The sequence below is a fragment of the Actinoplanes sp. NPDC026619 genome, from assembly GCF_040638295.1.
Taxonomy (GTDB): Bacteria; Actinomycetota; Actinomycetes; order Mycobacteriales; family Micromonosporaceae; genus Actinoplanes.
Genome location: NZ_JBEZYA010000018.1, coordinates 136,981 through 157,121, shown reverse-complemented (window position 1 = coordinate 157,121; position 20,141 = coordinate 136,981). Strand labels below are relative to the sequence as shown.

General features: G+C 69.4%; 18 protein-coding genes. 9 read left to right on the top strand and 9 right to left on the bottom strand.

All coding sequences use genetic code 11. The annotated features are described in order from the left end of the window. Nucleotides 1–3 precede the first annotated feature (3 nt). The gene (locus AB0E90_RS33585) at nucleotides 4–510 is read left to right on the top strand and encodes a hypothetical protein (RefSeq protein WP_360414987.1); all 507 of its coding nucleotides are present in this window, start codon (nucleotides 4–6) and stop codon (nucleotides 508–510) included. 12 nt (nucleotides 511–522) lie between these two features. Here AB0E90_RS33585 and AB0E90_RS33580 read toward each other — a convergent pair whose 3' ends face one another. Continuing rightward, complete coding sequence (locus AB0E90_RS33580; protein ID WP_360414985.1) at nucleotides 523–1,377, bottom strand: class I SAM-dependent methyltransferase; 855 nt, start codon at nucleotides 1,375–1,377, stop codon at nucleotides 523–525. A 77-nt stretch (nucleotides 1,378–1,454) separates the two neighbouring features. Here AB0E90_RS33580 and AB0E90_RS33575 point away from each other — a divergent pair, with 77 nt between their 5' ends. From AB0E90_RS33575 to AB0E90_RS33560, 4 genes are all read left to right on the top strand, one after another. Next, nucleotides 1,455–2,093 (top strand): hypothetical protein, encoded by a 639-nt coding sequence (locus AB0E90_RS33575; protein WP_360414983.1) that lies wholly within the window; start codon nucleotides 1,455–1,457, stop codon nucleotides 2,091–2,093. Between the two features lie 109 nt (nucleotides 2,094–2,202). Continuing rightward, a complete protein-coding gene (locus AB0E90_RS33570; RefSeq protein WP_360414981.1) occupies nucleotides 2,203–3,534 on the top strand; it encodes an MFS transporter in 1,332 nt (443 codons plus the stop codon). 17 nt (nucleotides 3,535–3,551) lie between these two features. After that, complete coding sequence (locus AB0E90_RS33565) at nucleotides 3,552–4,295, top strand: hypothetical protein (RefSeq protein ID WP_360414979.1); 744 nt, start codon at nucleotides 3,552–3,554, stop codon at nucleotides 4,293–4,295. A gap of 5 nt (nucleotides 4,296–4,300) precedes the next feature. Beyond that, on the top strand, nucleotides 4,301–4,801 hold the full coding sequence (locus AB0E90_RS33560) for a DUF664 domain-containing protein (RefSeq protein ID WP_360414977.1): 501 nt from the start codon (nucleotides 4,301–4,303) through the stop codon (nucleotides 4,799–4,801). Between the two features lie 99 nt (nucleotides 4,802–4,900). Here AB0E90_RS33560 and AB0E90_RS33555 read toward each other — a convergent pair whose 3' ends face one another. The 4 genes from AB0E90_RS33555 to AB0E90_RS33540 all read right to left on the bottom strand — a co-directional run bounded on the left by AB0E90_RS33555 (nucleotide 4,901) and on the right by AB0E90_RS33540 (nucleotide 9,925). Continuing rightward, the gene (locus AB0E90_RS33555; protein ID WP_360414975.1) at nucleotides 4,901–5,344 is read right to left on the bottom strand and encodes a LysR substrate-binding domain-containing protein; all 444 of its coding nucleotides are present in this window, start codon (nucleotides 5,342–5,344) and stop codon (nucleotides 4,901–4,903) included. A 297-nt stretch (nucleotides 5,345–5,641) separates the two neighbouring features. After that, nucleotides 5,642–7,102 carry an ATP-binding protein gene (locus AB0E90_RS33550; protein ID WP_360414973.1) on the bottom strand — a complete coding sequence of 487 codons (1,461 nt, stop codon included), beginning with the start codon at nucleotides 7,100–7,102 and terminating at the stop codon, nucleotides 5,642–5,644. After that, nucleotides 7,102–8,760 carry an FAD-dependent oxidoreductase gene (locus AB0E90_RS33545; RefSeq protein ID WP_360414971.1) on the bottom strand — a complete coding sequence of 553 codons (1,659 nt, stop codon included), beginning with the start codon at nucleotides 8,758–8,760 and terminating at the stop codon, nucleotides 7,102–7,104. The genes AB0E90_RS33550 and AB0E90_RS33545 overlap by 1 nt, the downstream gene beginning before the upstream one ends. 4 nt (nucleotides 8,761–8,764) lie before the next feature. After that, on the bottom strand, nucleotides 8,765–9,925 hold the full coding sequence (locus AB0E90_RS33540; protein WP_360414969.1) for an NAD(+)/NADH kinase: 1,161 nt from the start codon (nucleotides 9,923–9,925) through the stop codon (nucleotides 8,765–8,767). Nucleotides 9,926–10,111: 186 nt separating this feature from the next. Between AB0E90_RS33540 and AB0E90_RS33535 the strand changes: the two genes are divergently transcribed. Both AB0E90_RS33535 and AB0E90_RS33530 read left to right on the top strand, forming a co-directional pair. Next, nucleotides 10,112–11,617, top strand: coding sequence for a ricin-type beta-trefoil lectin domain protein (locus tag AB0E90_RS33535; protein ID WP_360414967.1), 1,506 nt, complete (start codon nucleotides 10,112–10,114; stop codon nucleotides 11,615–11,617). A gap of 128 nt (nucleotides 11,618–11,745) precedes the next feature. Continuing rightward, nucleotides 11,746–13,359 (top strand): beta-1,3-glucanase family protein, encoded by a 1,614-nt coding sequence (locus AB0E90_RS33530; RefSeq protein ID WP_360414965.1) that lies wholly within the window; start codon nucleotides 11,746–11,748, stop codon nucleotides 13,357–13,359. A 51-nt stretch (nucleotides 13,360–13,410) separates the two neighbouring features. Here the strand turns inward: AB0E90_RS33530 and AB0E90_RS33525 are convergent, their stop codons facing one another. Next, on the bottom strand, nucleotides 13,411–13,998 hold the full coding sequence (locus AB0E90_RS33525; protein ID WP_360414963.1) for a hypothetical protein: 588 nt from the start codon (nucleotides 13,996–13,998) through the stop codon (nucleotides 13,411–13,413). A gap of 13 nt (nucleotides 13,999–14,011) precedes the next feature. Between AB0E90_RS33525 and AB0E90_RS33520 the strand changes: the two genes are divergently transcribed. Then, complete coding sequence (locus AB0E90_RS33520; RefSeq protein WP_360414961.1) at nucleotides 14,012–15,286, top strand: multidrug effflux MFS transporter; 1,275 nt, start codon at nucleotides 14,012–14,014, stop codon at nucleotides 15,284–15,286. On the opposite strand, the gene AB0E90_RS33515 is transcribed toward AB0E90_RS33520, so the two are convergent. Then, entirely contained in the window at nucleotides 15,283–15,861 is a 579-nt protein-coding gene (locus tag AB0E90_RS33515) for a helix-turn-helix domain-containing protein (RefSeq protein WP_360414959.1), read from the bottom strand. The genes AB0E90_RS33520 and AB0E90_RS33515 overlap by 4 nt on opposite strands. Before the next feature lie 120 nt (nucleotides 15,862–15,981). Here AB0E90_RS33515 and AB0E90_RS33510 point away from each other — a divergent pair, with 120 nt between their 5' ends. Beyond that, the gene (locus tag AB0E90_RS33510; protein WP_360414957.1) at nucleotides 15,982–16,860 is read left to right on the top strand and encodes a chlorophyllase; all 879 of its coding nucleotides are present in this window, start codon (nucleotides 15,982–15,984) and stop codon (nucleotides 16,858–16,860) included. A 117-nt stretch (nucleotides 16,861–16,977) separates the two neighbouring features. On the opposite strand, the gene AB0E90_RS33505 is transcribed toward AB0E90_RS33510, so the two are convergent. Both AB0E90_RS33505 and AB0E90_RS33500 read right to left on the bottom strand, forming a co-directional pair. Continuing rightward, complete coding sequence (locus AB0E90_RS33505) at nucleotides 16,978–18,759, bottom strand: reverse transcriptase domain-containing protein (protein ID WP_360414955.1); 1,782 nt, start codon at nucleotides 18,757–18,759, stop codon at nucleotides 16,978–16,980. Nucleotides 18,760–19,288: 529 nt separating this feature from the next. Next, nucleotides 19,289–20,065 (bottom strand): SAM-dependent methyltransferase, encoded by a 777-nt coding sequence (locus AB0E90_RS33500; RefSeq protein WP_360414953.1) that lies wholly within the window; start codon nucleotides 20,063–20,065, stop codon nucleotides 19,289–19,291. Nucleotides 20,066–20,141 lie beyond the last annotated feature (76 nt).

The window sequence follows — 20,141 nt, the reverse complement described above, 5'->3', positions numbered from 1 at the left end:
GAGGTGACCTGGCGGGATGCCCGGGCGGAGGCGGCGCTCGAGGCGCTGCGGTCGGCGGCTCGACGGGCCGACGACACGCAGATCGCCGGGGAACTCGCGGTCTTCGAGGCCCTGGCCGGCTTCGACGAGCTCGTACGAGATCTGCTGATTGATCCGGACGCCGAGACGAGGTCGATGGCGGCGCTGCCGCTGGGCTGGATCTCCACCGAGACGACCGCGGACCGCGCGCTCCTGCGCCTGCTCGGCACCGACGAGCGGGATGAGCGGGCGCGCGCGTGCCTAGCCGAGGCCGCTCTCCGCCTCGCCGGTCCGCAGGTCAACGCGGAAGCCCCCGCCCTCCTGGCCGACCCGTCCGCGGCGGTGCACCATCGCGTCGCCGCCTTCGTCGGACGACAGCTGCGAACCCCCGACCAGATGCCCGGCCGGTGCGAGGTGGATCCGGAGCTGGCCGCGCAGGCGTGCGCCATCGCCGGGCAGCCGGAGCGATGGCCCGCCGAACAGATCTTCTGAGGCGACGCGAGCTCAGTGCTCGGCCAGCGCCACGCGGCCGTTGCGCAACGACGTCGGCTGATCGGGGCGTACGCCCAGGGCCGTTGCCGTCACCTGCAGGTCGTGGTCGCTCCGGACGGCGAAGCCGTGGGTGGCCAGCAGACGGGCCATGGCCGCCGGGGTCCAGGTCGAGCGCCAGGGCTCGGCCGCCCACGGGTTGGTGCGGCGGAGCAGGGCGCCGATCACCTTGCGGGTCAGGCCGCCGAGCAGCGACGGGGCCTGGTAATTGACGATCAGGCGGCTGCCGGGCGCCGAGCGGGCGGTGATCGAGGCGACCGTGGCGGCGACCTCGGGCCGGGTCAGGTAGGGCACGACGCCCTCCCAGATCCAGGTGGTGGGCTGGTCGTCACGGTGGCCGGCCGACGCCAGCGCGTCGGTGAGCCGGTCGCGAGCGAAGTCGACCGGCACGAACCGCGGCGGCTCGCCCGCGAGGGCAGCAGCGCGATCGCGTTTCTCCTGCTGGGAGGCGGGGTGGTCGACCTCGAAGACGGTCGCGCCGGCCAGGTCGAGGCGCCAGGCGCGGCCGTCGAGACCGGCGCCGAGGATCACCACCTGCGGGACCGGGACGGCGAGCACGGCGTCGTCGATCGCGACCGTGCGGGCCACGACGACCTCGCGGCCGGCGCGGATCATCTCGTACGCCATGCGGTCGGTCATGCCTTTGGGGGGCTGCTCATCGCGTACACCAGCGACTTGATCCTGCTCCGCCGGGCGCAGGAGCGTCATGGCTGTCGGGTCCGCGAAGCGGTCCGGCGCGATGCGGCCGTGCGCCGCCGCCCGGCTCTGGCAGACCAGGACGGCCGTGCGGCTGGCGCGACGCTCGGTCACGACGCTGAATATAGCCGCACAGCAGGCCCACAGCGGGCCCATGGGGGTGACTCAGAGCGCGGACCTACCGTCGGAACATGTTGATTCTGGTGCTTTTCGTGATGCTGGGGATCGGGGTGGCGGCGCTGGTCGGCGGCGGGCGCCGCGGCGCCACGATCCGGGACGACCAGTCGGTGGCGGACGCGCGGGCCGAGGCACAGCGGTGGTACGAGCGGCTGGGCGGGCAGCTGGTCAACCTGCAGGAGGACAGTCCCGTCGCCCGGCAGGCGCTCGCCGACGCGGCCGAGCGGCACCAGGCCGCCGGTTCGCAACTCGCGCAGGCGACCACGGTGGTGCAGTACCAACTGGCGCGGGAGACCGCGCTGGAAGGGCTCGCCTATGTGCGGGCGGCGCGCACCGCGCTCGGGTTCGACCCCGGACCGGAGCTGCCGCCGCTCGCGGCCACCCGCGGCGTCGGGACGATCACCGAGGAGCGCGAGGTGAACGGCTACCAGATGGGGCCGCGCTCCAGCGCCGCGACGCCCTACTACTACCCCGGCGGATACGTGCAGGGGCGGCCGGTGCCGGCCGGGTGGTACTCGACGCCCTGGTGGAAGACGGCTCTCGGGGCAGCGGCCGGCACGGTCGGCGGGATGCTGATCTTCGACACGCTCTTCGGAGGACACCACGGCGGGCCGGGGATGTTCGGCGGCGGCGACGGATTTGATCTCTTTTAGGTGACCAGACGCACGTGTGGGCTTGGCCGCGATTCATTGTCGCGGCCACGCCGCACGGAGAAGTGTTGACTTCCGTACGCACTGGTAAGGAGCGGACGGAAGGTAGGTCATGTCTAAGCGAGCCTGGGCGGTGTGGGCCGTCGGTCTCGCCGCGTACATCATGGCCGTGCTGCACCGCACCTCACTCGGGGTGGCGGGGCTGGACGCGCAGGACCGGTTCCATGTCGGGGCCGGAGCGCTCGCCTCGTTCGCCGTACTCCAATTGCTGGTCTACGCCGGTCTTCAGGTGCCGGTCGGGCTGTTGCTGGACCGGTTCGGGTCGCTGCGGCTGGTGGTCAGCGGTGGGCTGATCATGGCGGCCGGGCAGGCCCTGATGGCCACCACGCACGGCGTCGAGGGTGCGGTCATCGCCCGCGTCCTGGTCGGCGCGGGCGACGCGATGACGTTCATCAGCGTCCTGCGCCTGGTGCCGCAGTGGTTCCCGGCGCGGCGGGTGCCGGTGCTGACCCAGGTGACCGGTCTCGTCGGCCAGGCCGGGCAGGTGCTCTCCGCCGTACCCCTGGCTGCCCTGCTCGCCGGACCGGGCTGGACCACCGCGTTCCTCGGCGCCGCCGGCGCCGGCGTCTTCGTCGCGATCGCCGCGCTCGCGGCCTTGCGGGACACCCCGCAGCAGCGGATCTCCAGCGGCGCGCCGATCAGGATGCGCCAGCTCGGCGCCGACCTGACCGGCGCGTGGCGGCACCCCGGCACCCGGCTCGGGCTGTGGAGCCACTTCACCACCCAGTTCACCGGCACCGTGTTCGCGCTGATGTGGGGCTTCCCGTTCCTGATCGCCGGCGAGGGCCTGCAACGGCCGACCGCGAGCGTGCTGCTGACCCTGTTCGTGCTGGTCGGCATGGCTGCCGGCCCGATCATCGGGACCCTGGTGCAGCGCTATCCGCTGCGCCGCTCCAACCTGGTGCTCGGCATCATCGGGGCGAACGCACTGGCCTGGGGCGTGGTGCTGCTCTGGCCGGGTCATGCGCCGATGCCGGTGCTGGTGCTGCTCATCGTGGCGCTCGGGCTCGGCGGCCCCGGCTCGATGATCGGCTTCGACTACGCCCGCACGTTCAACCCGCCCAGCCGGCTCGGCACCGCGACCGGAGTGGTCAACGTGGGCGGCTTCGTCGCCTCGCTGGTGTGCATCGAGCTGATCGGCCTGATCCTGGACGCGCGCACCGGCGGCGGTGCCGACTACGATATCGGCGACTTCAAGATCGCGATGTCGGTGCAATATCTCATTTTCGCGATCGGACTGTTCGGAATCTTGCGTAATCGCAGGCTGGCCCGGGTGCGCCTGGCCACCGAGGGCGTCGTGGTGCGCCCCTTGCGGGTGGTGCTGGCGGAGCGGCGGGGTTTAGCAAAAGTCCGTGCGGAGACTCTTCCGCGGAGACACCGATAGGCAGGGTTGAGGAGGACATGGCCGAGCACGCACCGGACCGCATATTGGCCGGAATCGACATCCCGAAGACCATTGCCGGAGTGCTTGCTGCGCTCTCGGCGGCCGTTGTCGGGTCGTTCCTCGGCGTCGCGGGCACGCTCGTGGGCGCCGCGGTGGCGAGCTTGATCGGCTCGGTAGGCACCGAGATCTACCAACGCTTCATTCACCGGAGCCACAAGAAGATCACCGGTACGTTCCTGGCGCCGGCCGCGGTCGGCACGCCACCGGTGGAGGCGGCTGTCGAGGAGTCACCGTCGGAGCCGCCCACGCCCAAGAAGATCCGCTGGGGCCGGGTGGCGATGGTGGCCGGGGCGCTGTTCGTGCTGGCCATGGGCACACTGACGGTCGCCGAGCTGTTCGCGGGCAAGTCCGTCGCGGACGTCACCCGGGGCGGCAGCGGCGACTCGTCGACGGTGTCCAGCTTCTTCAGCGACAAGAGCGGTAATTCGGAAGAGACGACCCCGGCGACCACGCCGTCGTCGTCCCCGACCGACCAGAGCACCACCGACCAGCCGACCCAGCAGGCGACCACCGACCCGACCACCGCGCCGACCGACCAGCAGCCCACCGAAGCCCCGGCCACATCGGCCACCCAGGCTCCCACCGGCGATAGCGGGAACACCGACTCCGGGACTGACAGCGGCTCCGGAAATGCTGACAACTCTCAGAAGTCGGGCGCTGGCGGCGCGGATACTCAGAACCTGAACGACGGGACGGAGTAAGCAGCATGGACGCCAAGGACATCCTGACCGACGCCCTCGGGCGCCTGCCCGACCTGGTGCACGCAGCCGTGCACGGCCTGACCCCCGAGCAGTTGCGCTGGGCGCCCGCGCCCGGCGCCAACTCGATCGGCTGGCTGGTCTGGCACCTGACAAGGGTGCAGGACGACCACGTGGCCGACCTGATCGGCACCGACCAGCTCTACGCCACCGGCGACTGGGCGAAGCGGTTCGGCCTGCCCGCCGACTCGTCCGACACCGGTTACGGCCACTCGGCCGACGAGGTCGCGGCCGTCGCCCCGGAGAGCGCGCAGGCGCTGGAGGACTACTACCGGGCGGTGCACGAGCGCACGCTGGACTTCGTCGCCGGCCTGACGGCCGACGACCTGGACCGGGTGGTGGACAAGGCCTGGGATCCCCCGGTCACGCTGGGCGTCCGGCTGATCAGCGTCATCGACGACGACGCCCAGCACGCGGGCCAGGCGGCCTACGTCCGCGGCTTGCTCTGAGCGATTTTCCTTGCGGGTACGCGGTGAAAGTGCCGCGTGCCCGCTTTTTCCATGGGCCACGATGTCGGGTACGGCGTGACCGCGCTTCCCGGTCGCGACCTATTGACCGGCGCCGGTCCGGCCGGGGAGAAGGCGTTCGAGGAGCGTGGCGACCCGGAGGTCGGACAGCGCGGCCGGCCGGTGCACCACGTGGTAAGTGACCGGCGGCAGGTCGGCCACCGGGCGGGCGACCAGGCCGGGCGGGGCGGGCACGCAACCGTTGACGATCGCCAGGCCCACCCCGAGCGTGACGAAGTGGGTGATCAGGGGCCAGCCCTCGGCCTCGACTGCCACCGTCCCATTCGCACCGGCGACGCGGAGGGCCCGTTCCAGCAGCGCCCGGTGGGGCCGGGGCTGGGGCGGGACGACCAGGCGGGCGCCGGCCAGGTCCCCCAGCGTCACCGAGTCGCGCCCGGCCAGGCGGTGGTCGGCCGGCATCAGCAGAACCTGCGGGAAGGATGCCAGCTCGGTGGCGGTCAGGTCGTCGGGCAGGACGTCGAGCACGCCCACGCCGAGGTGGGCCTGGCCGTTGCGGACGGTGGCCAGACCACCACGACTTCTTCGCCCGGACCGGCATTCCGCGCGATCACCTGCGGTTCTGCCGCACCCGGCCGGACAAGGCCATCCACTGCGCCGAGCTGGGGATCACCCACTTCGTCGACGACAAGCTCGACGTCCACGAGGCGTTACGCGGCGTCGTCGAGCACCGCTACCTCTTCGGCCCGCAACGCACGCCGCCACCCGCCTGGGTGCGGCACACCAAAACATGGCTCGAGGCGGAGGCGGCGTTGGTCTAGAACGTCACGCGGACGCCGGTTCGACAAGGGGCAGGCGGACCAGGAAGCGGGTGTCGCCCGGCTGCGACTTCAGCACGATGTCGCCGCCATGGCCGTTGACCACGATTCGGTAGGAGATGTCCAGGCCCAGGCCCGTCCCCTGGCCCACCGGCTTGGTAGTGAAGAACGGCTCGAAGACCCGCTTCTTCAACTCCTCGGGCACGCCGGGGCCGGTGTCGCCGATCGAGACGATCACGTGGTCGTCCTCCCGGTACGTCTTGATCGTCAGCGTGCCGACGCCGTTCATGGCCTGCACCGCGTTGTCGATCAGGTTGGTCCACACCTGGTTGAGCTCGGCCGGGTGCGCCGGGATCTGCGGGAGCGTGCGGTCGAAGTCCTTGACGACGGTGATCCCGGTGCCGATCTTGTGGTTGAGCATGACCAGGGTCGACTTGAGGCCGCCGTGCACGTCGATCCACTGGTGCGCGGCACGGTCCATCTGTGAGTACTGCTTGGCCGCGTTGACCAGCGACGACACCCGGCCGGTGGCGTCCTCGATGTCGGTCATCAGCTGCTCGGTCTCGAGGGCGTAGCCGATCCAGTGGATGGCCTGGTCGAGCAGCTCGGGCGAGCCGACCTTGACCACGATGTCGTCGAGGCAGTCGATGTCGATGCCGGCCTGGGCGAACACGGGTGCGATGTCCCAGCCGCCGGTGACCTGGTGCTCGTCCATCCAGTCGCCGAGCTCGTCCTCCCGGTCGGAGGCCTGCATGGCGGTCAGCGCGGGCGCCTTCGACGCCTTCTCGATGACCTCTTCCTGCAGTTCGACGAGCGCGTCGAGCCGGTCGGCCGGGACCTTGCCGGAGGCGAGCTTGCCGAGCTTGTGCCGCATGCCGGCGACCCGCTGGCGGAGCACGGCGGTGGCCCGGGAGGCGGCCGCGGCCGGGTTGTTGAGCTCGTGCATGAGGCCGGCCGACAGCGCGCCGAGGGCCTGCAGGCGCTGCCGCTCGCTGATCGCGGCGGCCGAGCTGCGCATGCCCATGACCAGGCCTTCGAGCAGGTGGATCGCCATCGGGAACCACTCGCGCATCATCCAGCCGAAGTCTTCGGCCGACATGACGAAGAAGTCGGAGTCGTCGAGCGCCCGCATGCTCCCCATGTAGGTGCGGGGCACGCCGTCGTCACGCAGGTAGGACTGGGTGGCGCCCATGTAGACGCCGCGCTGCTCGGTGCGGGAGGTCTGCACGTCGTCCTGGCCGACCCGGCGGGACAGCGCGATGGTGCCGCTGAGCAGCACGAAGAACTGAGTGGCCGGATCGCCCTCACGGAGCACCATGCCGCCAGCCGGCATGTGCATCGTGCAGCCGTGATCGGAGATCCATTGCAGCTGCTCGTCGGTCAGCTTCTCGAACAGGAACAGTGTGCGCAGCTCGTCCGGGGTGAGGGCGCCGGGGTCACACGGGGCGAGGGTAGGGATGTCGGACATTACTGCGCCTCCAGGTAACGATGAACCAGCGTGACGGCCATCGCGCCCTCGCCGACCGCCGAGGCCACTCGTTTGACCGAGTTGGCCCGGACGTCGCCGGCGGCGAAGATGCCGGGAACACTGCACTCCAGGTAGAACGGATCGCGGTCCCGATCCCATCCCTTCGGACGGGTTCCGCCGGCCAGCAGATCGGGCCCGGTGTAGACGAAGCCTCGCTCGTCACGGGCGACGGTCTCGCCGAGCCAGTCGGTGCGGGGCTCGGCGCCGATGAAGACGAACAGCGCGCCGCACTCGACCGTGGTCTCCATCCGGTCCGGGCTCTTGCAAATGGTGATCGCCTGCAGGTGGCCCTCGCCGTGCGCGGCGATCACCTCGCAGCTGGTGCGCACCTCGATGTTGTCGATCTGGGCGAGCTGCTGGATCAGGTAATAGGACATCGACGCCTCGAGCGACTCGCCCCGCACGAGCAGGGTGACCCGCTTGGCGTAGCGGGCGAAGAACAGCGCGGCCTGGCCGGCCGAGTTGGCGCCGCCGACGATGAAGACGTCGGCGCCGGAGCAGGCCGGGCCCTCGGTGGAGGCAGAGCCGTAATAGACGCCGGAACCGGTGAGCCGGGCGATGCCGTCGGCTACCAGCGGGCGGTAGGCCACGCCGGTGGCCAGCACGATCGAGTGCGCGGAGATCTCGCCGCCGTCGGCGAAGGTGAGCGTGCGGGCCGAGCCGTCCAGCCGCAGCCCGGTCACCTCGCGGGTGTTGACCACCTCGGCCTCGAACTTGCTGGCCTGCCGGCGCGCCCGGTCGGCGAGCTGCGCGCCGGAGATGCCGTCCGGGAAGCCCAGGTAGTTTTCGATCCGCGAGCTCTGCCCGGCCTGGCCGCCCACCGCGGTGCGCTCGACCAGCAGGGTCTTGAGGCCCTCGGAGGCGCCGTAGACGGCCGCGCCGAGCCCGGCCGGACCACCGCCCACGATGATCAGGTCGTAGAAGTCGCGGCCGGGGGTGGTGGACAGGCCGGCCGCCTCGGCGACCTCGGCGGTGGTCGGCTTGGCCAGCGCCCGGCCGTCGGTGGTGACCACCAGCGGGATGGATTCCGGCCCGGTGCCGGCCGCCTCGAGCAGGCGGCGGCCCTCCGGCTCGTCGGCCGCGAACCAGCGGTAAGGCACCAGGTTGCGGGCCAGGAAGTCGCGGATCGCGTACGACGGCTCGGACCAGCGGTGGCCGACGACCCGGATGTCCTCGATCTCCCGGTCGCCGGTGGCCTGCCACGCGTCGAGCAGCGCGTCGAGCACCGGATAGAGCTTCTCCTCCGGCGGGTCCCACGGCTTGAGCAGGTAGTGATCGACGTCCACCAGGTTGATCGCCTGGATCGCCGCGTCCGTGTCGGCGTAGGCCGTCAGCAGCGCGCGGCGGGCGTTGGGGAACAGGTCCATCGCCTGTTCGAGGAACTCGATGCCGTTCATCTGCGGCATCCGATAGTCGGCTAGGATGACGGCGACCCGGCCACCACGCAGTTTCAGCTCCTTGAGCGCCTCGAGGGCTTCGGAGGCCGAGGAGGCGCGCACAATCCGGTACTGCTCGCCGTACTTGCGGCGCAGGTCCCGGGCGATCGCCCGGGACACCGATGGGTCGTCGTCAACGGTCAGGATGGCGGGATGGCCCATGCTGTCAAACCCCATCTGATAGCAGGTCGCTGTATTCCGGGTGGCGGTCGAGGAAGCCGGTGACGAACGGGCAGGTGGCCTTGACCGGCGTGGCCCGGACACGGGCGTCCTCGAGCGCGGCCGAGGCGAGCCGGGAGGCCAGGCCACGACCGGAGAAGGTCTGTTCGATCTCGGTGTGCATCAGTTCGATGTTGCCGCCGTGCCGCCGGTAGTGCAGCACCCCGGCGATCTCGCCACCGAGCACGATCTCGTAGCGCTGCCGCTCGAAGCTGTCGACCACGGTGGCCTCGGCCGAGTCGGGCACGCCGACCTGGGCGCTGCCCTCGACCCGCAGCTTGCGGCGGGCCCGTTCGTAGAACGACGTGTTGCCCAGGCGCACGACCTGGGCGGCGGCCGGCACCGGCTCGATCTCGAGCTTGTCGGCCGGGCCGGCATAGCCCTCGATGATGCCGTCGACCTCGATGGCGAGCCGCCCGCTGGGGGCGAGCACATCGAGCTCGAGGCGCTCGGTGATCGCGAGCACCAGGGAGCGGTTGAAGGACGAGTGCGCGGCCGAGGCGCTGACGATCAGGCCCTCGACGTTGGGCGAGACGATCGGGCCGCCGGCCGAGAAGGAATAGGCGGTGGAACCGGTCGGCGTCGACACGATGACCGCGTCGGCCGCATAGTTCACGAAGTTTTTGCCTTCGACCGTGATGCCGACCGCGGCGAGGCCGTCGCCGGGCACCCGCACCATGGCGATGTCGTTGAACGCCGACACCTCACGGCCGTCGGGCAAGGTGGTGCGCACCGCGGTGCGCGACTCGATGGTGAACCGGTGCTCGTCGATGGCGGACAGCGCGCCGGCCAGGTCGGGCAGGTCGACCTCGGCGAGGAAGCCGAGCCGGCCCACGTTGACCCCGAGCACCGGCGTCTTGCGCCCCTCGACCAGCCGCATGGTGCGCAGCATGGTGCCGTCGCCGCCCAGGCTGACCAGCAGCCCGGCCCGCTCGACCATCTCCTCCGAGGTGACCGCGACGGCCTCGCAGTCGATCCGGTTGATCTCGTCGTGCAGCCCGAGGACGGTCACCTCGCGACGGATGGCCCACTCGACGATGGCATTGATCGCCGACCCACAGTCGCGGCGCGGGTGCAGCACCAGCCCGACGACCTTGATCATGCCCATGCGTACTCCTCCGCCACCCCGAAAGCACCAGCCTTGCACGAGGTGCCCGTCGGCGGCGAGGGCACCTTCTGGCGCCTTCGGGCATGTTTCTGAAAGGTTTCTTGACAGCGTTGTCACACATAGACAAACTCCGATTAGGAGAGCGCTCTCCTTCCGCACATATCCCCTGCGTGGAAGGACTCCCCCATGCGTCGAAAATTGCTGGCGATCGCGGCTGCGGCGATCACGGCGGCCACTCTGACCCCACCACCGGCGTCCGCGGCGCCGCCGAACCCGGACATCGCGCCCGGAATGCTCGCCGCCATGCGCCGCGACCTCAAGCTCGACGACGGCCAGATCGCGGTGCGGCTGCGCACCGAGGCGGCGGCGCCGGTGGTGGAGAAGCGGTTGCGCGCCCGGCTCGGCTCCGCCTTCGCCGGCGCGTGGATTCCGGCGGGTGCGTCGAAACTCACGGTCGCGGTGACTTCAGCGACTGCCGAGGCTTCGGTACGGGCGGAAGGCGCCGACCCGATCGTCGTACGCCGTGGCGCCGGTGACCTTGCTGCCACCCGTACACAATTGGACCGCAATGCGTCGCACGCGGCGCAAGCAAACGTCCGTGGCTGGTATGTCGATGTCCCGAACAATCGCGTCGTCGTCCTGGCGAAGCCGGGCGCGGAGCGTGCGGCTTCACGATTCGCTGAGGCCGCCGGAGCCGCCGACGTATCCGTTCAGGCCTTGGCCGAGCAGCCGCGACCGATGTATGACGTGCGCGGCGGCGACCAGTACGTGATCAACGGCAACACGCTGTGCTCGATCGGGTTCGCGGTCGCCGGCGGGTTCGTCAGCGCGGGCCACTGCGGCGGCACCGGCAGCCCCACGCTCGGTTACAACAACGTCAGCCAGGGCACGTTCGCCGGCTCGTCGTTCCCGGGCAATGACTACTCGTGGATCCGCACGAACAGCAACTGGACGTCGCAACCGTGGGTGAACAACTACTCCGGTGGCAACGTCGTGGTGGCGGGCTCGGCGGACGCCGCGATCGGCAGCTCGATCTGCCGCTCCGGCCGCACCTCCGGCTGGCGCTGCGGCACCCTGCTGGGCCGCGACGAGACGATCGTGTACGCCCAGGGCTCCGTCTCCGGGCTGTCGCGCAGCAACGCCTGCGCCGAGCCGGGCGACTCCGGTGGGTCATGGATCTCCGGCAACCAGGCACAGGGCGTGACCTCCGGCGGCACCGGCAACTGCTCGTCCGGCGGCACGATGTGGTTCCAGCCGGTGAACGAGATCCTCGGCGCCTACGGTCTGTCGCTGACCACCAGCGGCGGCAGCACCAGTTCGCTGATCAGCGACTGGAACGGCAAGTGCATCGACGTGCCCAACTCCAACTTCTCCGACGGGGTGGCGCTGCAGACGTGGAACTGCAACGGCTCGGGCGCGCAGAAGTGGACGTTCGTGAACGGGACGCTGCAGACGTCGAACGGCAAGTGTATGGACGTGGCCTGGGGCTCGACGGCCAGCGGCGCGGTCATCCAGATCGTCGGCTGCAGCGGCAACGCGGCCCAGCAGTTCGTCCTGTCGGCCGCCGGTGACCTGGTAAACCCGCAGGCCAACAAGTGCATCGACATCAAGGACTGGAACGGCAACGACGGCGCCGGGCTGCAGCTGTGGGACTGCGCGGGCACCGCCAACCAGAAGTGGCACCGCGGGTAATCCGGCGCGGGCAAACGGGCAGAAGCACCTTAAAGGAACCGTAAAAGATCAGGTTCGACTGGGCGCATCGGCGGGCTGCTCCAGAGGATGGCCAGGTCCCCCTAGCCGATCTTTGGAGTATCCCGACGATGCGGAAACGAACTCTCATCTTCACTGTCGTCGCTGCGGTGGCGGCCGCGACGACGACCTGGATCGCCCTGCCCGCCTCGGCCGCAGCACCGACCGCATCCCTGCGCACGGTGTCGGACTGGGGCAGCGGCTGGCAGGACGAAGTGACCGTCAGCAACACCGGGGCGGCGGGCATGACGGCCTGGAAGGTGGAGTTCGATCTGCCGGCGGGTGCCACGGTCGGCAGCTTCTGGGACACGCAGATGACAACCTCGGGGCGGCATGTCACCTTCGCGAACCAGGGGTGGAACGGGACGCTGGCCGTCGGGGCCAAGACGACCTTCGGGTTCGTCGGCTCCGGCGGCCAGCCCTCGAACTGCAAGATCAACGGGCTGCCGTGCAACGGTGTGGTTGTCACCGCTCCCACCACGACGGTTACGACGCCCACGGTCAAACCGACGACGGTTGCGCCCACCACCGTCGCTCCCACGACCACCGCGCCCACCGCTGCACCCACCACAAAAGCCGACGTTCCGCCCGCCTCCAACCTGCTGCCGGTCATCGTGAAGAACAACACCGGCCGCAACGACGCGGTCTTCCTCTACCTGCTCGGCGTCAACCTGGCGACCGGCAAGCTCGGGTACGTCAACGCGGCCGGCACCTTCACCGCCTGGACCGGGGGCGCGTCCACGCCCGTACCGGCGCCGGATGTTTCCATCGCCGGGCCGACGAACGGCAACAGCACCACGATCAAGATGCCGAAGGGCCTCTCCGGCCGGCTGTACATGTCGTTCGGGCAGAAGCTCGACTTCCGCCTCACCACCGACGGCCTGGTGCAGCCCGCGCCGTGGGCCGGCGGCGACCCCAACCACGACATCCTGTTCGACTGGAGCGAGTTCACCCTCGACGCCGGCGGCCTGTTCCTGAACAGCTCGCAGGTCGACATGTTCGCGGTGCCGCACATCGTCAGCATCACCAACGGCGCCGGCGCCACGCTGAAGACCGGTGAGCTCAAGCCGGGCGGCCGGCAGAACGTCATCAACGCCGTCAAGGGCAACGCCGACTTCGCGAAGAGCGTCGTCACCCGCGCCGACGGCACCGTCCTGCGCGTGCTCGCCCCCGGCAAGGCGGCCGACGCCGGCCTGATGAGCCCGACCTACCTGGACTCGTACATCAACAGCGCCTGGAACGCCTACAGCAGCAAGACGCTCACCGTCGTGCCGTTCGGCGACCAGCCCAGCAACAAGTTCTCCGGCCGGACCAGCGGCAACGTCATGAACTTCACCGACACCACCGGCAAGACGGTGGCGTCGTTCACCAAGCCGTCCACCGCCAACGTGTGGGGCTGCGACGGCGCGCTGGGCGCCCCGAACGACCAGGTGGTCGGCCCGATCGCCCGCACCCTGTGCGCGGCGCTGACCCGCGGCACGCTCGGCACCCTGGACACCCAGCCGAGCGGCACCGCCACCGACTTCTACAAGAACAACCTGGCCGATGTGTACGCCAAGGTCATCCACGAAAACATGATCGACGGCAAGGCGTACGCGTTCGCCTTCGACGACGTGCAGAACCAGGAATCCCTGGTGCACGACGGCGACCCGCGCGAGGCCATCATCACGATGACCCCGTTCTGATCCTCTTCACCCCAGGAGCCCCGGGCCGGATGGTCCGGGGCTCCTTCCGTGTCACGCCAGCAACTCCTGCGGGAGGTAGAGCGGCATCGAATCCTCGGTCAGGCTGTCGGTGAGCATCCGCTTGCCGGTGCCGTCGGCGTTCATGCTGAAGATCTGCCCGTACGACTGGAAGGTGTCGTCGTAGAGCGCGGCTTCCTCCCGGAAGCCGTACATGCCGCTGTTGTAGAGGATCCGTCCGTCGTGGGTCCAGACGGCGTGGGCGTCGTTGGCGCCGCTGCTGGTCAGCACGCGGAGACCGGTGCCGTCCGGACGGATCGTGCAGATGTCGAAGTTGGCCCCACCGGTGCGGCGGGTGAAGACGATCAGGCGGCCGTCCGGCGACCACGAGGGGCGAAAGTGCCCGTCCGGGCCGGCCGGGTCGCCGGCGAGCGCCCGGCCGCCGGTCAGGTTGGTCAGCTTGCCGGTGCGCGTTTCATCCCAAATGACATGTCGGGACCGTACATCGACATTTCTCGATGGAAAGGCATAAGTCGCCGGGTTCGGGCGTCGCTGCGGTTGGGGGCGATGCTCCGCGTACTCCCAGAGAATGGTCTTGGTGTGAGGAGGATGACCCGGCGGAATCTTGTGGGTGGCAAACAACTTGTCACCAGTCGTGGCAGAGACCGAGATCCGCAGCAGTCCGCCCGCCGTCGATCTTTCCCCGGGGGAGTTGATCCCGGCCGGGCGCCGTTTCCGGATCGTGCTCGTGCTCGGGTTCCTGACCGCGCTCGGGCCGCTCACGATCGACATGTACCTTCCGTCGCTTCCGACGATCACCGCCGACCTGCACGCGAGCGCCGCGTCCGTGCAGCTCACCCTGACCGGAACGCTGATCGGGCTGGCGTTCGGGCAGCTGATCGTGGGGCCGCTCTCCGACTCGCTCGGCCGGCGGTTGCCGCTGCTGGCCGGCATCGCGGTGCACATCCTCGCCTCCGTGCTGTGCGTGATCGCGCCCAACCTGGCGCTGCTCGGCACGCTGCGGGTGCTGCAGGGGCTCGGCGCGGCGGCGGCCGCCGTGGTGGCGATGGCGATCGTCCGTGACCTGTTCAACGGGATGGCCGCGGCTCGCCTGTTCTCCCGGCTGATGCTGGTCGTCGGGGTGGCGCCGATTCTCGCGCCGACCATCGGCGGGCTGGTGCTGGAGTGGACGTCCTGGCGGGGGGTGTTCGTGGTGCTGACCGTCGTCGGGGTGGCGATCATGGCGGCCACCGCTCTGGTGTTGCCGGAGACGCTGCCGCCGGCCGCGCGGCGTGGCGGGCAGGTGCTGCGTGACTACGGACGGCTGTTCACCGATCGGGTCTACGTCGGGCTGATCCTGGTGGCCGGGTTCGCGTTCTCGGCGCTCTTCGCCTACGTCAGCGGCTCCAGCTTTGTTTTCCAGGAGGTGTACGGGCTGAGCGAGCAGCAGTTCGCGTACGTCTTCGCCGGCGGCGCGATCGGGCTGATCGGCGCCACCCAGCTCAACGTGCGGCTGCTGCGCCGCTGGTCGCCGCAGCAGATCCTGAGCGGGTCGCTGCTGGCCGGGATGGCCGGTGGTCTGGTGCTGCTGGTTCTCGCCTCGACGAAGACCGGTGGGCTGGTCGGCGTACTCGTGCCGCTGTGGTTCGTGCTGGCCATGGTCGGTCTGGCCATGCCGAACGCGCCGGCTCTCGCGCTGGGGCGGCACGGCGAGGCGGCCGGGACGGCGGCGGCGCTGCTCGGCGCGGTGCAGTTCGGCATCGGAGCGCTCGCTGCGCCGCTGGTCGGGATGCTCGGCACCGGGGCGGTTCCGATGGCGATCGTGGTGTTCGGCGGGATGACGGCGGCGACCTTGACGCTGTACCTGGTCGTGCGGCCCCGGGAGCTGCCGGTGGAGCAGCTCGACACCGCGGTGGTGGTCGCGCACTAGTCCATCGGCTGGGGCTGTTCCTGGCGGAGGCCGGTGATCAGGAGGGTGACTATTCGCCGGACGTCGTAGTTCTCGTCCGGCACCGCCCACGCGCATAGATCGCCGACCGCTCGGATGAGTTCGTACGCGCTGATGTCGGCGCTGACCTCGCCGGCGGCGCGGGCGGTGGTCAGCAGGTCGGACAGGACCGGCACCAGGCGGTCGAGGAACAGGGTGTGCAGCGCCGAGAAGCCGGTCTGGTCGCCCTGCATCACGGCGGCCAGGCCGTGCTTGGTGCCGAGGAAGTCGACGAACAGATGGATCCAGGCGAGCAGCGCCGCGAACGGTGACGACGCCGAGGCCAGCAGTGCCGGGCCGGCGTCGGCGCACGCGTCGATCTGGTGCCGGTAGACCGCGACCACCAGATCGGCCCGGGTCGGGAAGTGCCGGTAGAGCGTGCCCATCCCCACGCCTGCAGCCGCCGCGACCTCGCGCACGGTCGCGTCGACGCCGGAGGTGGCGAACACCTTCGCTGCCGCGTCGAGCAGGGCGCGTTCGTTGCGTTCCACGTCCGCGCGGCGTTTCGGAGCGGGCATCGGCGGATCATCTCACACGAGCCGAAGCGGAGCAGTGTTCCACCTCTCATTGCGAAACGGAGCGGCGCTCCGTAGCGTCGAGACGGAACAACGCTCCGCTTTACTCGAGAGGACTCCCCCATGCCTACTCAGATCCTGTCGGCCAAACCGGTCGTGCTGCCGGCGCCTCAGCGCGGCGACGACCTCCAGGTCCGCATCTCGGCGCCGGCCACCGGGCGTGACCTGCCGGTCATCGTGTTCGCCCATGGTTTCGGGCAGGCCATGGACTCCTACGACCCGCTCGTCGACTTCTGGGCCGCCAACGGATTCGTCGTCGTCCAGCCCACCTTCCTCGACTCGGCCACGCTCGGGCTCACCCCGGCCGACCCGCGGTACCCGGAGATCTGGCGGACCCGCGTCGCCGACCTCGAGCGAGTGATCGACGACCTCGACCCGATCCTGGCCGCGATCCCCGGTCTCGCCGGGCGCGTCGACCGGGAACGCCTTGCCGTGGCCGGGCACTCCTGGGGCGGCCAGTCGGCAGGGATGCTGCTGGGAGCCCGGGTGGCCGGCGAAGGCGAGGACGCGACCGACAAGCGGGTCAAGGCCGGCGTGCTGCTGGCCACGACCGGCGTCGGCGGCGCCGATCTCACGCCGTTCGCGCGGGACAACTTCCCGTTCATGAGCCCGGACTTCACCCAGCTGAACACGCCCACGCTCGTGGTGGCCGGCGACCACGACCAGTCGCAGCTGTCCACCCGCGGCCCGGACTGGTTCACCGACGTCTACGCGCTGAGCCCCGGCGCCGAAAGCCTGCTGACCGTGTTCGGCGGCGAGCACTCGCTCGGCGGCATCCACGGTTACCGGGCGGCCGACACCACCGACGAGAGCCCCGAGCGCGTCGACCTCATCCGGCGGGCGTCCTGGGCGTTCCTGCGAAAGGCGCTCGAGATCGACGCCACCGACTGGCAGAACATCACGGCTGCTCCCGGCCCGGCCGGGAGCATCGTCGCCAAGTAAGCCCGCGGATGCACCGGTAGGCCGTCGGCGAGGTGACCGCTGAGGTTCGGGTCCTTTTCCGACGGCCCCCGGCCCGAACCGGACGTGCGGGTTTCCTCGCATCCGGCTCTCCAGTGACTATGGCGTGGTTGATGCGGCTGGTTGCGGTGCGTGGATCAGGTCGTGGCAGGGTGTGCAGACGATCAGGGTTTTGCGTCGTCTTTCTGCCATGATTTGTGCCCACGCGGGCGGTGGCTGCCCTGTCCGTGCGAGGTCGGCGAGTTTGGGGACTTGGTGGATCTCAACTTTGGCCCGTTGTTCGCAGAGCTCGCATCGTCCTGCCCGTAGCCGGGTGACCAGTTCTTTGGGGCGGGGCGCGGAGGGGGCGGGGTCGCGGTCGGTGAGGACCGCTGTTCTCTGCCGTCGTAGTGGAATGCCACCGAACCGTGCGACCAGTGGTTTCCTGCCTGCTCGTTCGACGGTGGCTTCGAAGCATCTGCGTGGCCCGTGGGGAGTGACGATGGTGGTCTTGTGTTTGTCGGCCATCTTCGTCACTGTCGAGCGGTGCTTCGCTGCCAGCGTTTTGAGCATGGAGGTCTTCATGACCCATTCCAGCCGGCCGAGTCGGGAGACGTCGCCGGCGAGCAGGTAGTACTGGACGATGCCCCGATACCGCGACCCGAAGATGCCGACGATGGTGTGGTCGTCGTGGTTGGCCAGTTCGGGCCGGTGCGTGGGTTTGCCACGGCGTAGGTAGGGAGCGCTGTTGGCCGCGATGACCGCCGGTGGGATGTGCAGGCCGATGGTGCCGTTGAGCCTGCGGTAGCCCCGGGTGACCTTGCGGTCGTCGTGCTTGACGGTGATCTGGTAGCCGAGGAACGCCGCCTTCTCGGTGCGGGCGTGGGTGATCAGGGTCTTCTCGGGGGACAGTTGCAGCGCGAGGTCGTCACGCAGGAACGCCGCGAGGCGGGCCTTGATCTGCTCGGCTTCGGCCTTGGGTCCGGTGAACCCGAGTAGGGTGTCATCGGCGTAGCGGGTGTAGCGCAGCCGCCGGTAGCTGGGGTCTCGGGGATCCATGCTGGGCATGCTGTGCATCTGCTGGCGCAGTGTCCGCGCTGCGGTGCGGTCGCCCAGGTTGCGGGCACGCCGCAGTGCCGATCCAACCCGTTTGTAGGCGGGATTGTTTGCTCTGATCCTGCCTCGGGTGTATTCCGGGATGAGAACCGTCTCGACGAATCTGTCCATCCGGTCCAGGTAGATGTTCGAGAGGATAGGCGAGACCACTCCGCCTTGCGGCGCGCCGGAAAGCGTGGCGTTCCATGTCCATTCCTCAAGGTATCCGGCTCGGAGCATGTTTCGCAGGAGCCGGAGAAACCGGTTGTCGTGGATGTTCCGGGCCAGGGTTGACAGCATCACAGTGTGATCCAGTGTCCCGAAGCAGTCGGAGATGTCACCCTCGATGAACCAGGTCGTCCCGGTCCAGGTATTGGCCACGTCGCGTAAGGCGGTGTGGCATCCCCGTCCGGGTCGGAACCCGTGGGATTGATCGGAGAATCGTGGCTCGTAATACGCTTCGAGGAGAAGGCGAATCACTTCACCGACGAGTTTGTCCGTCCAGGTCGGCAATCCTAGCGGTCTCCTCTTCCCGTTCTTTTTCGGGATGTGGATCCGCTTGACCGGCTGGAATCGGTAGCGCTCGTGGCGCACCGCGTCGATGATGCGGTCGATCGTCGCCAGGGACGTGCCGTCCACGGTCTCTCCGTCGACCCCGGGAGTCATGGCGCCGTGGTTGGCGTACAGACGGCCGATGGCCAGCAGATACAGTCCGGGGTTGAACAGTTGCCGATACAGTTCGTCTACCAGCAGGCCACGCCTGCCACGTTCACGCAGGACATCCAGTACCGTTTCGGCGTTCTGCATTACGCATACCTCGCGGGTTGTGAGTGTCCAGTCACCTGGCCCCCTTCGCCCTGTGGACGGATTTCCCGTCCCCCTTGGTGGGGCGTTACTCCCACGACTACTACGAGGCCTCCGTCACCATAGGGCTCGCGCCCCTTAGGCGATCCCACGTTCGTCTTCGTCATACGTGATAGCGCGACTTAGGTGCCCCACATATCCCCTTGAATACCCTCACTGGATATCGTTCCACACTCCGGAAGGTGCGCCGCAGACCCTAATACTGCGGCGCAGAGTGGGCACCGGTTTCAGACGTCTTTCCGGTGGATGCCGCATTCCATCGACTGGAGATTGGGGTTCAGGCAATCAAGCTTTCACCGTATCGCGCGGGTCTCGCAACGCCTCGCCCCTTACGCCTGGGCACGATCATTGCTTTCCTGGCATGCTACTGTCCCCTTCACCTTTCGGATCCAGGTAAGCCATTAGACCCAGAGACCTCCTTCCGAATCCCTCCCGGCTGAACCGGGGATATGACAAAGCGCCTCGTGGCGGATCAAGGCTTGCGACCCACCGCGCAGTACACGTCGAGGGCGGCCGGTTCGGTTCCCGGCGCCGGCCGCCACTGCGACGTCGGCACCAGGCCGGGCTCGAGCAGCTCCAAGCCCTGGAAATAACCGCCGATCTCCGCCGGCGTACGCAGGTTGTACGGGTGGCCGCCGCCCTTGGCGACCCGCTCGCTCTCCACGCTCTGCACGCTGGTGCTCGTCCCGTCGCTCACCGCCAGGTAACTGCCGGACGGCACGGCGGCGAGCAGCCGCTCGACGATCGAGCGCGCCTCGGCGTAGTCGGCGACGTTGCCCAGGATGCCGATCATGGTCAGCGCGACCGGCTTGCTGAGGTCGAGTGTGCGGGCCGCCTCGCTCAGGATCCGTTCCGGGTTCTCCACATCGGAGTCGATGTACGCGGTCCCGCCCTCGGGCGAACTGGTCAGCAGCGCGCGGGCGTGCGTCAGCACGAGCGGATCGTTGTCGACGTAGACGATCCGGGAATCGGGGGCCACCCGCTGCGCGACCTCGTGCGTGTTGTCGGCCGTCGGGAGACCGGCGCCGATGTCCAGGAACTGCCGGATGCCCGCCTCGCCGGCCAGGAGCGCGACCGCCTGGTCGAGGAACCGCCGCTGCGCCCGGGCGACCGCCGCGATCCCCGGGTTCGCCGCGCGCAGCGCCTCGCCCAGCTCCTGGTCGACCGCGAAGTTGTCCTTGCCGCCCAGAAGGTAGTTCCACACCCGGGCGCTGCTCGGCCGGCTTGCGTCGATCTGGGGATCGGTCATGCGAATCTCCTCCGATGCGGCGGCCGTTGGACAGTGATCGTAGGCAATACCTCCCAGCCCTCGCGGGTTGCCACCG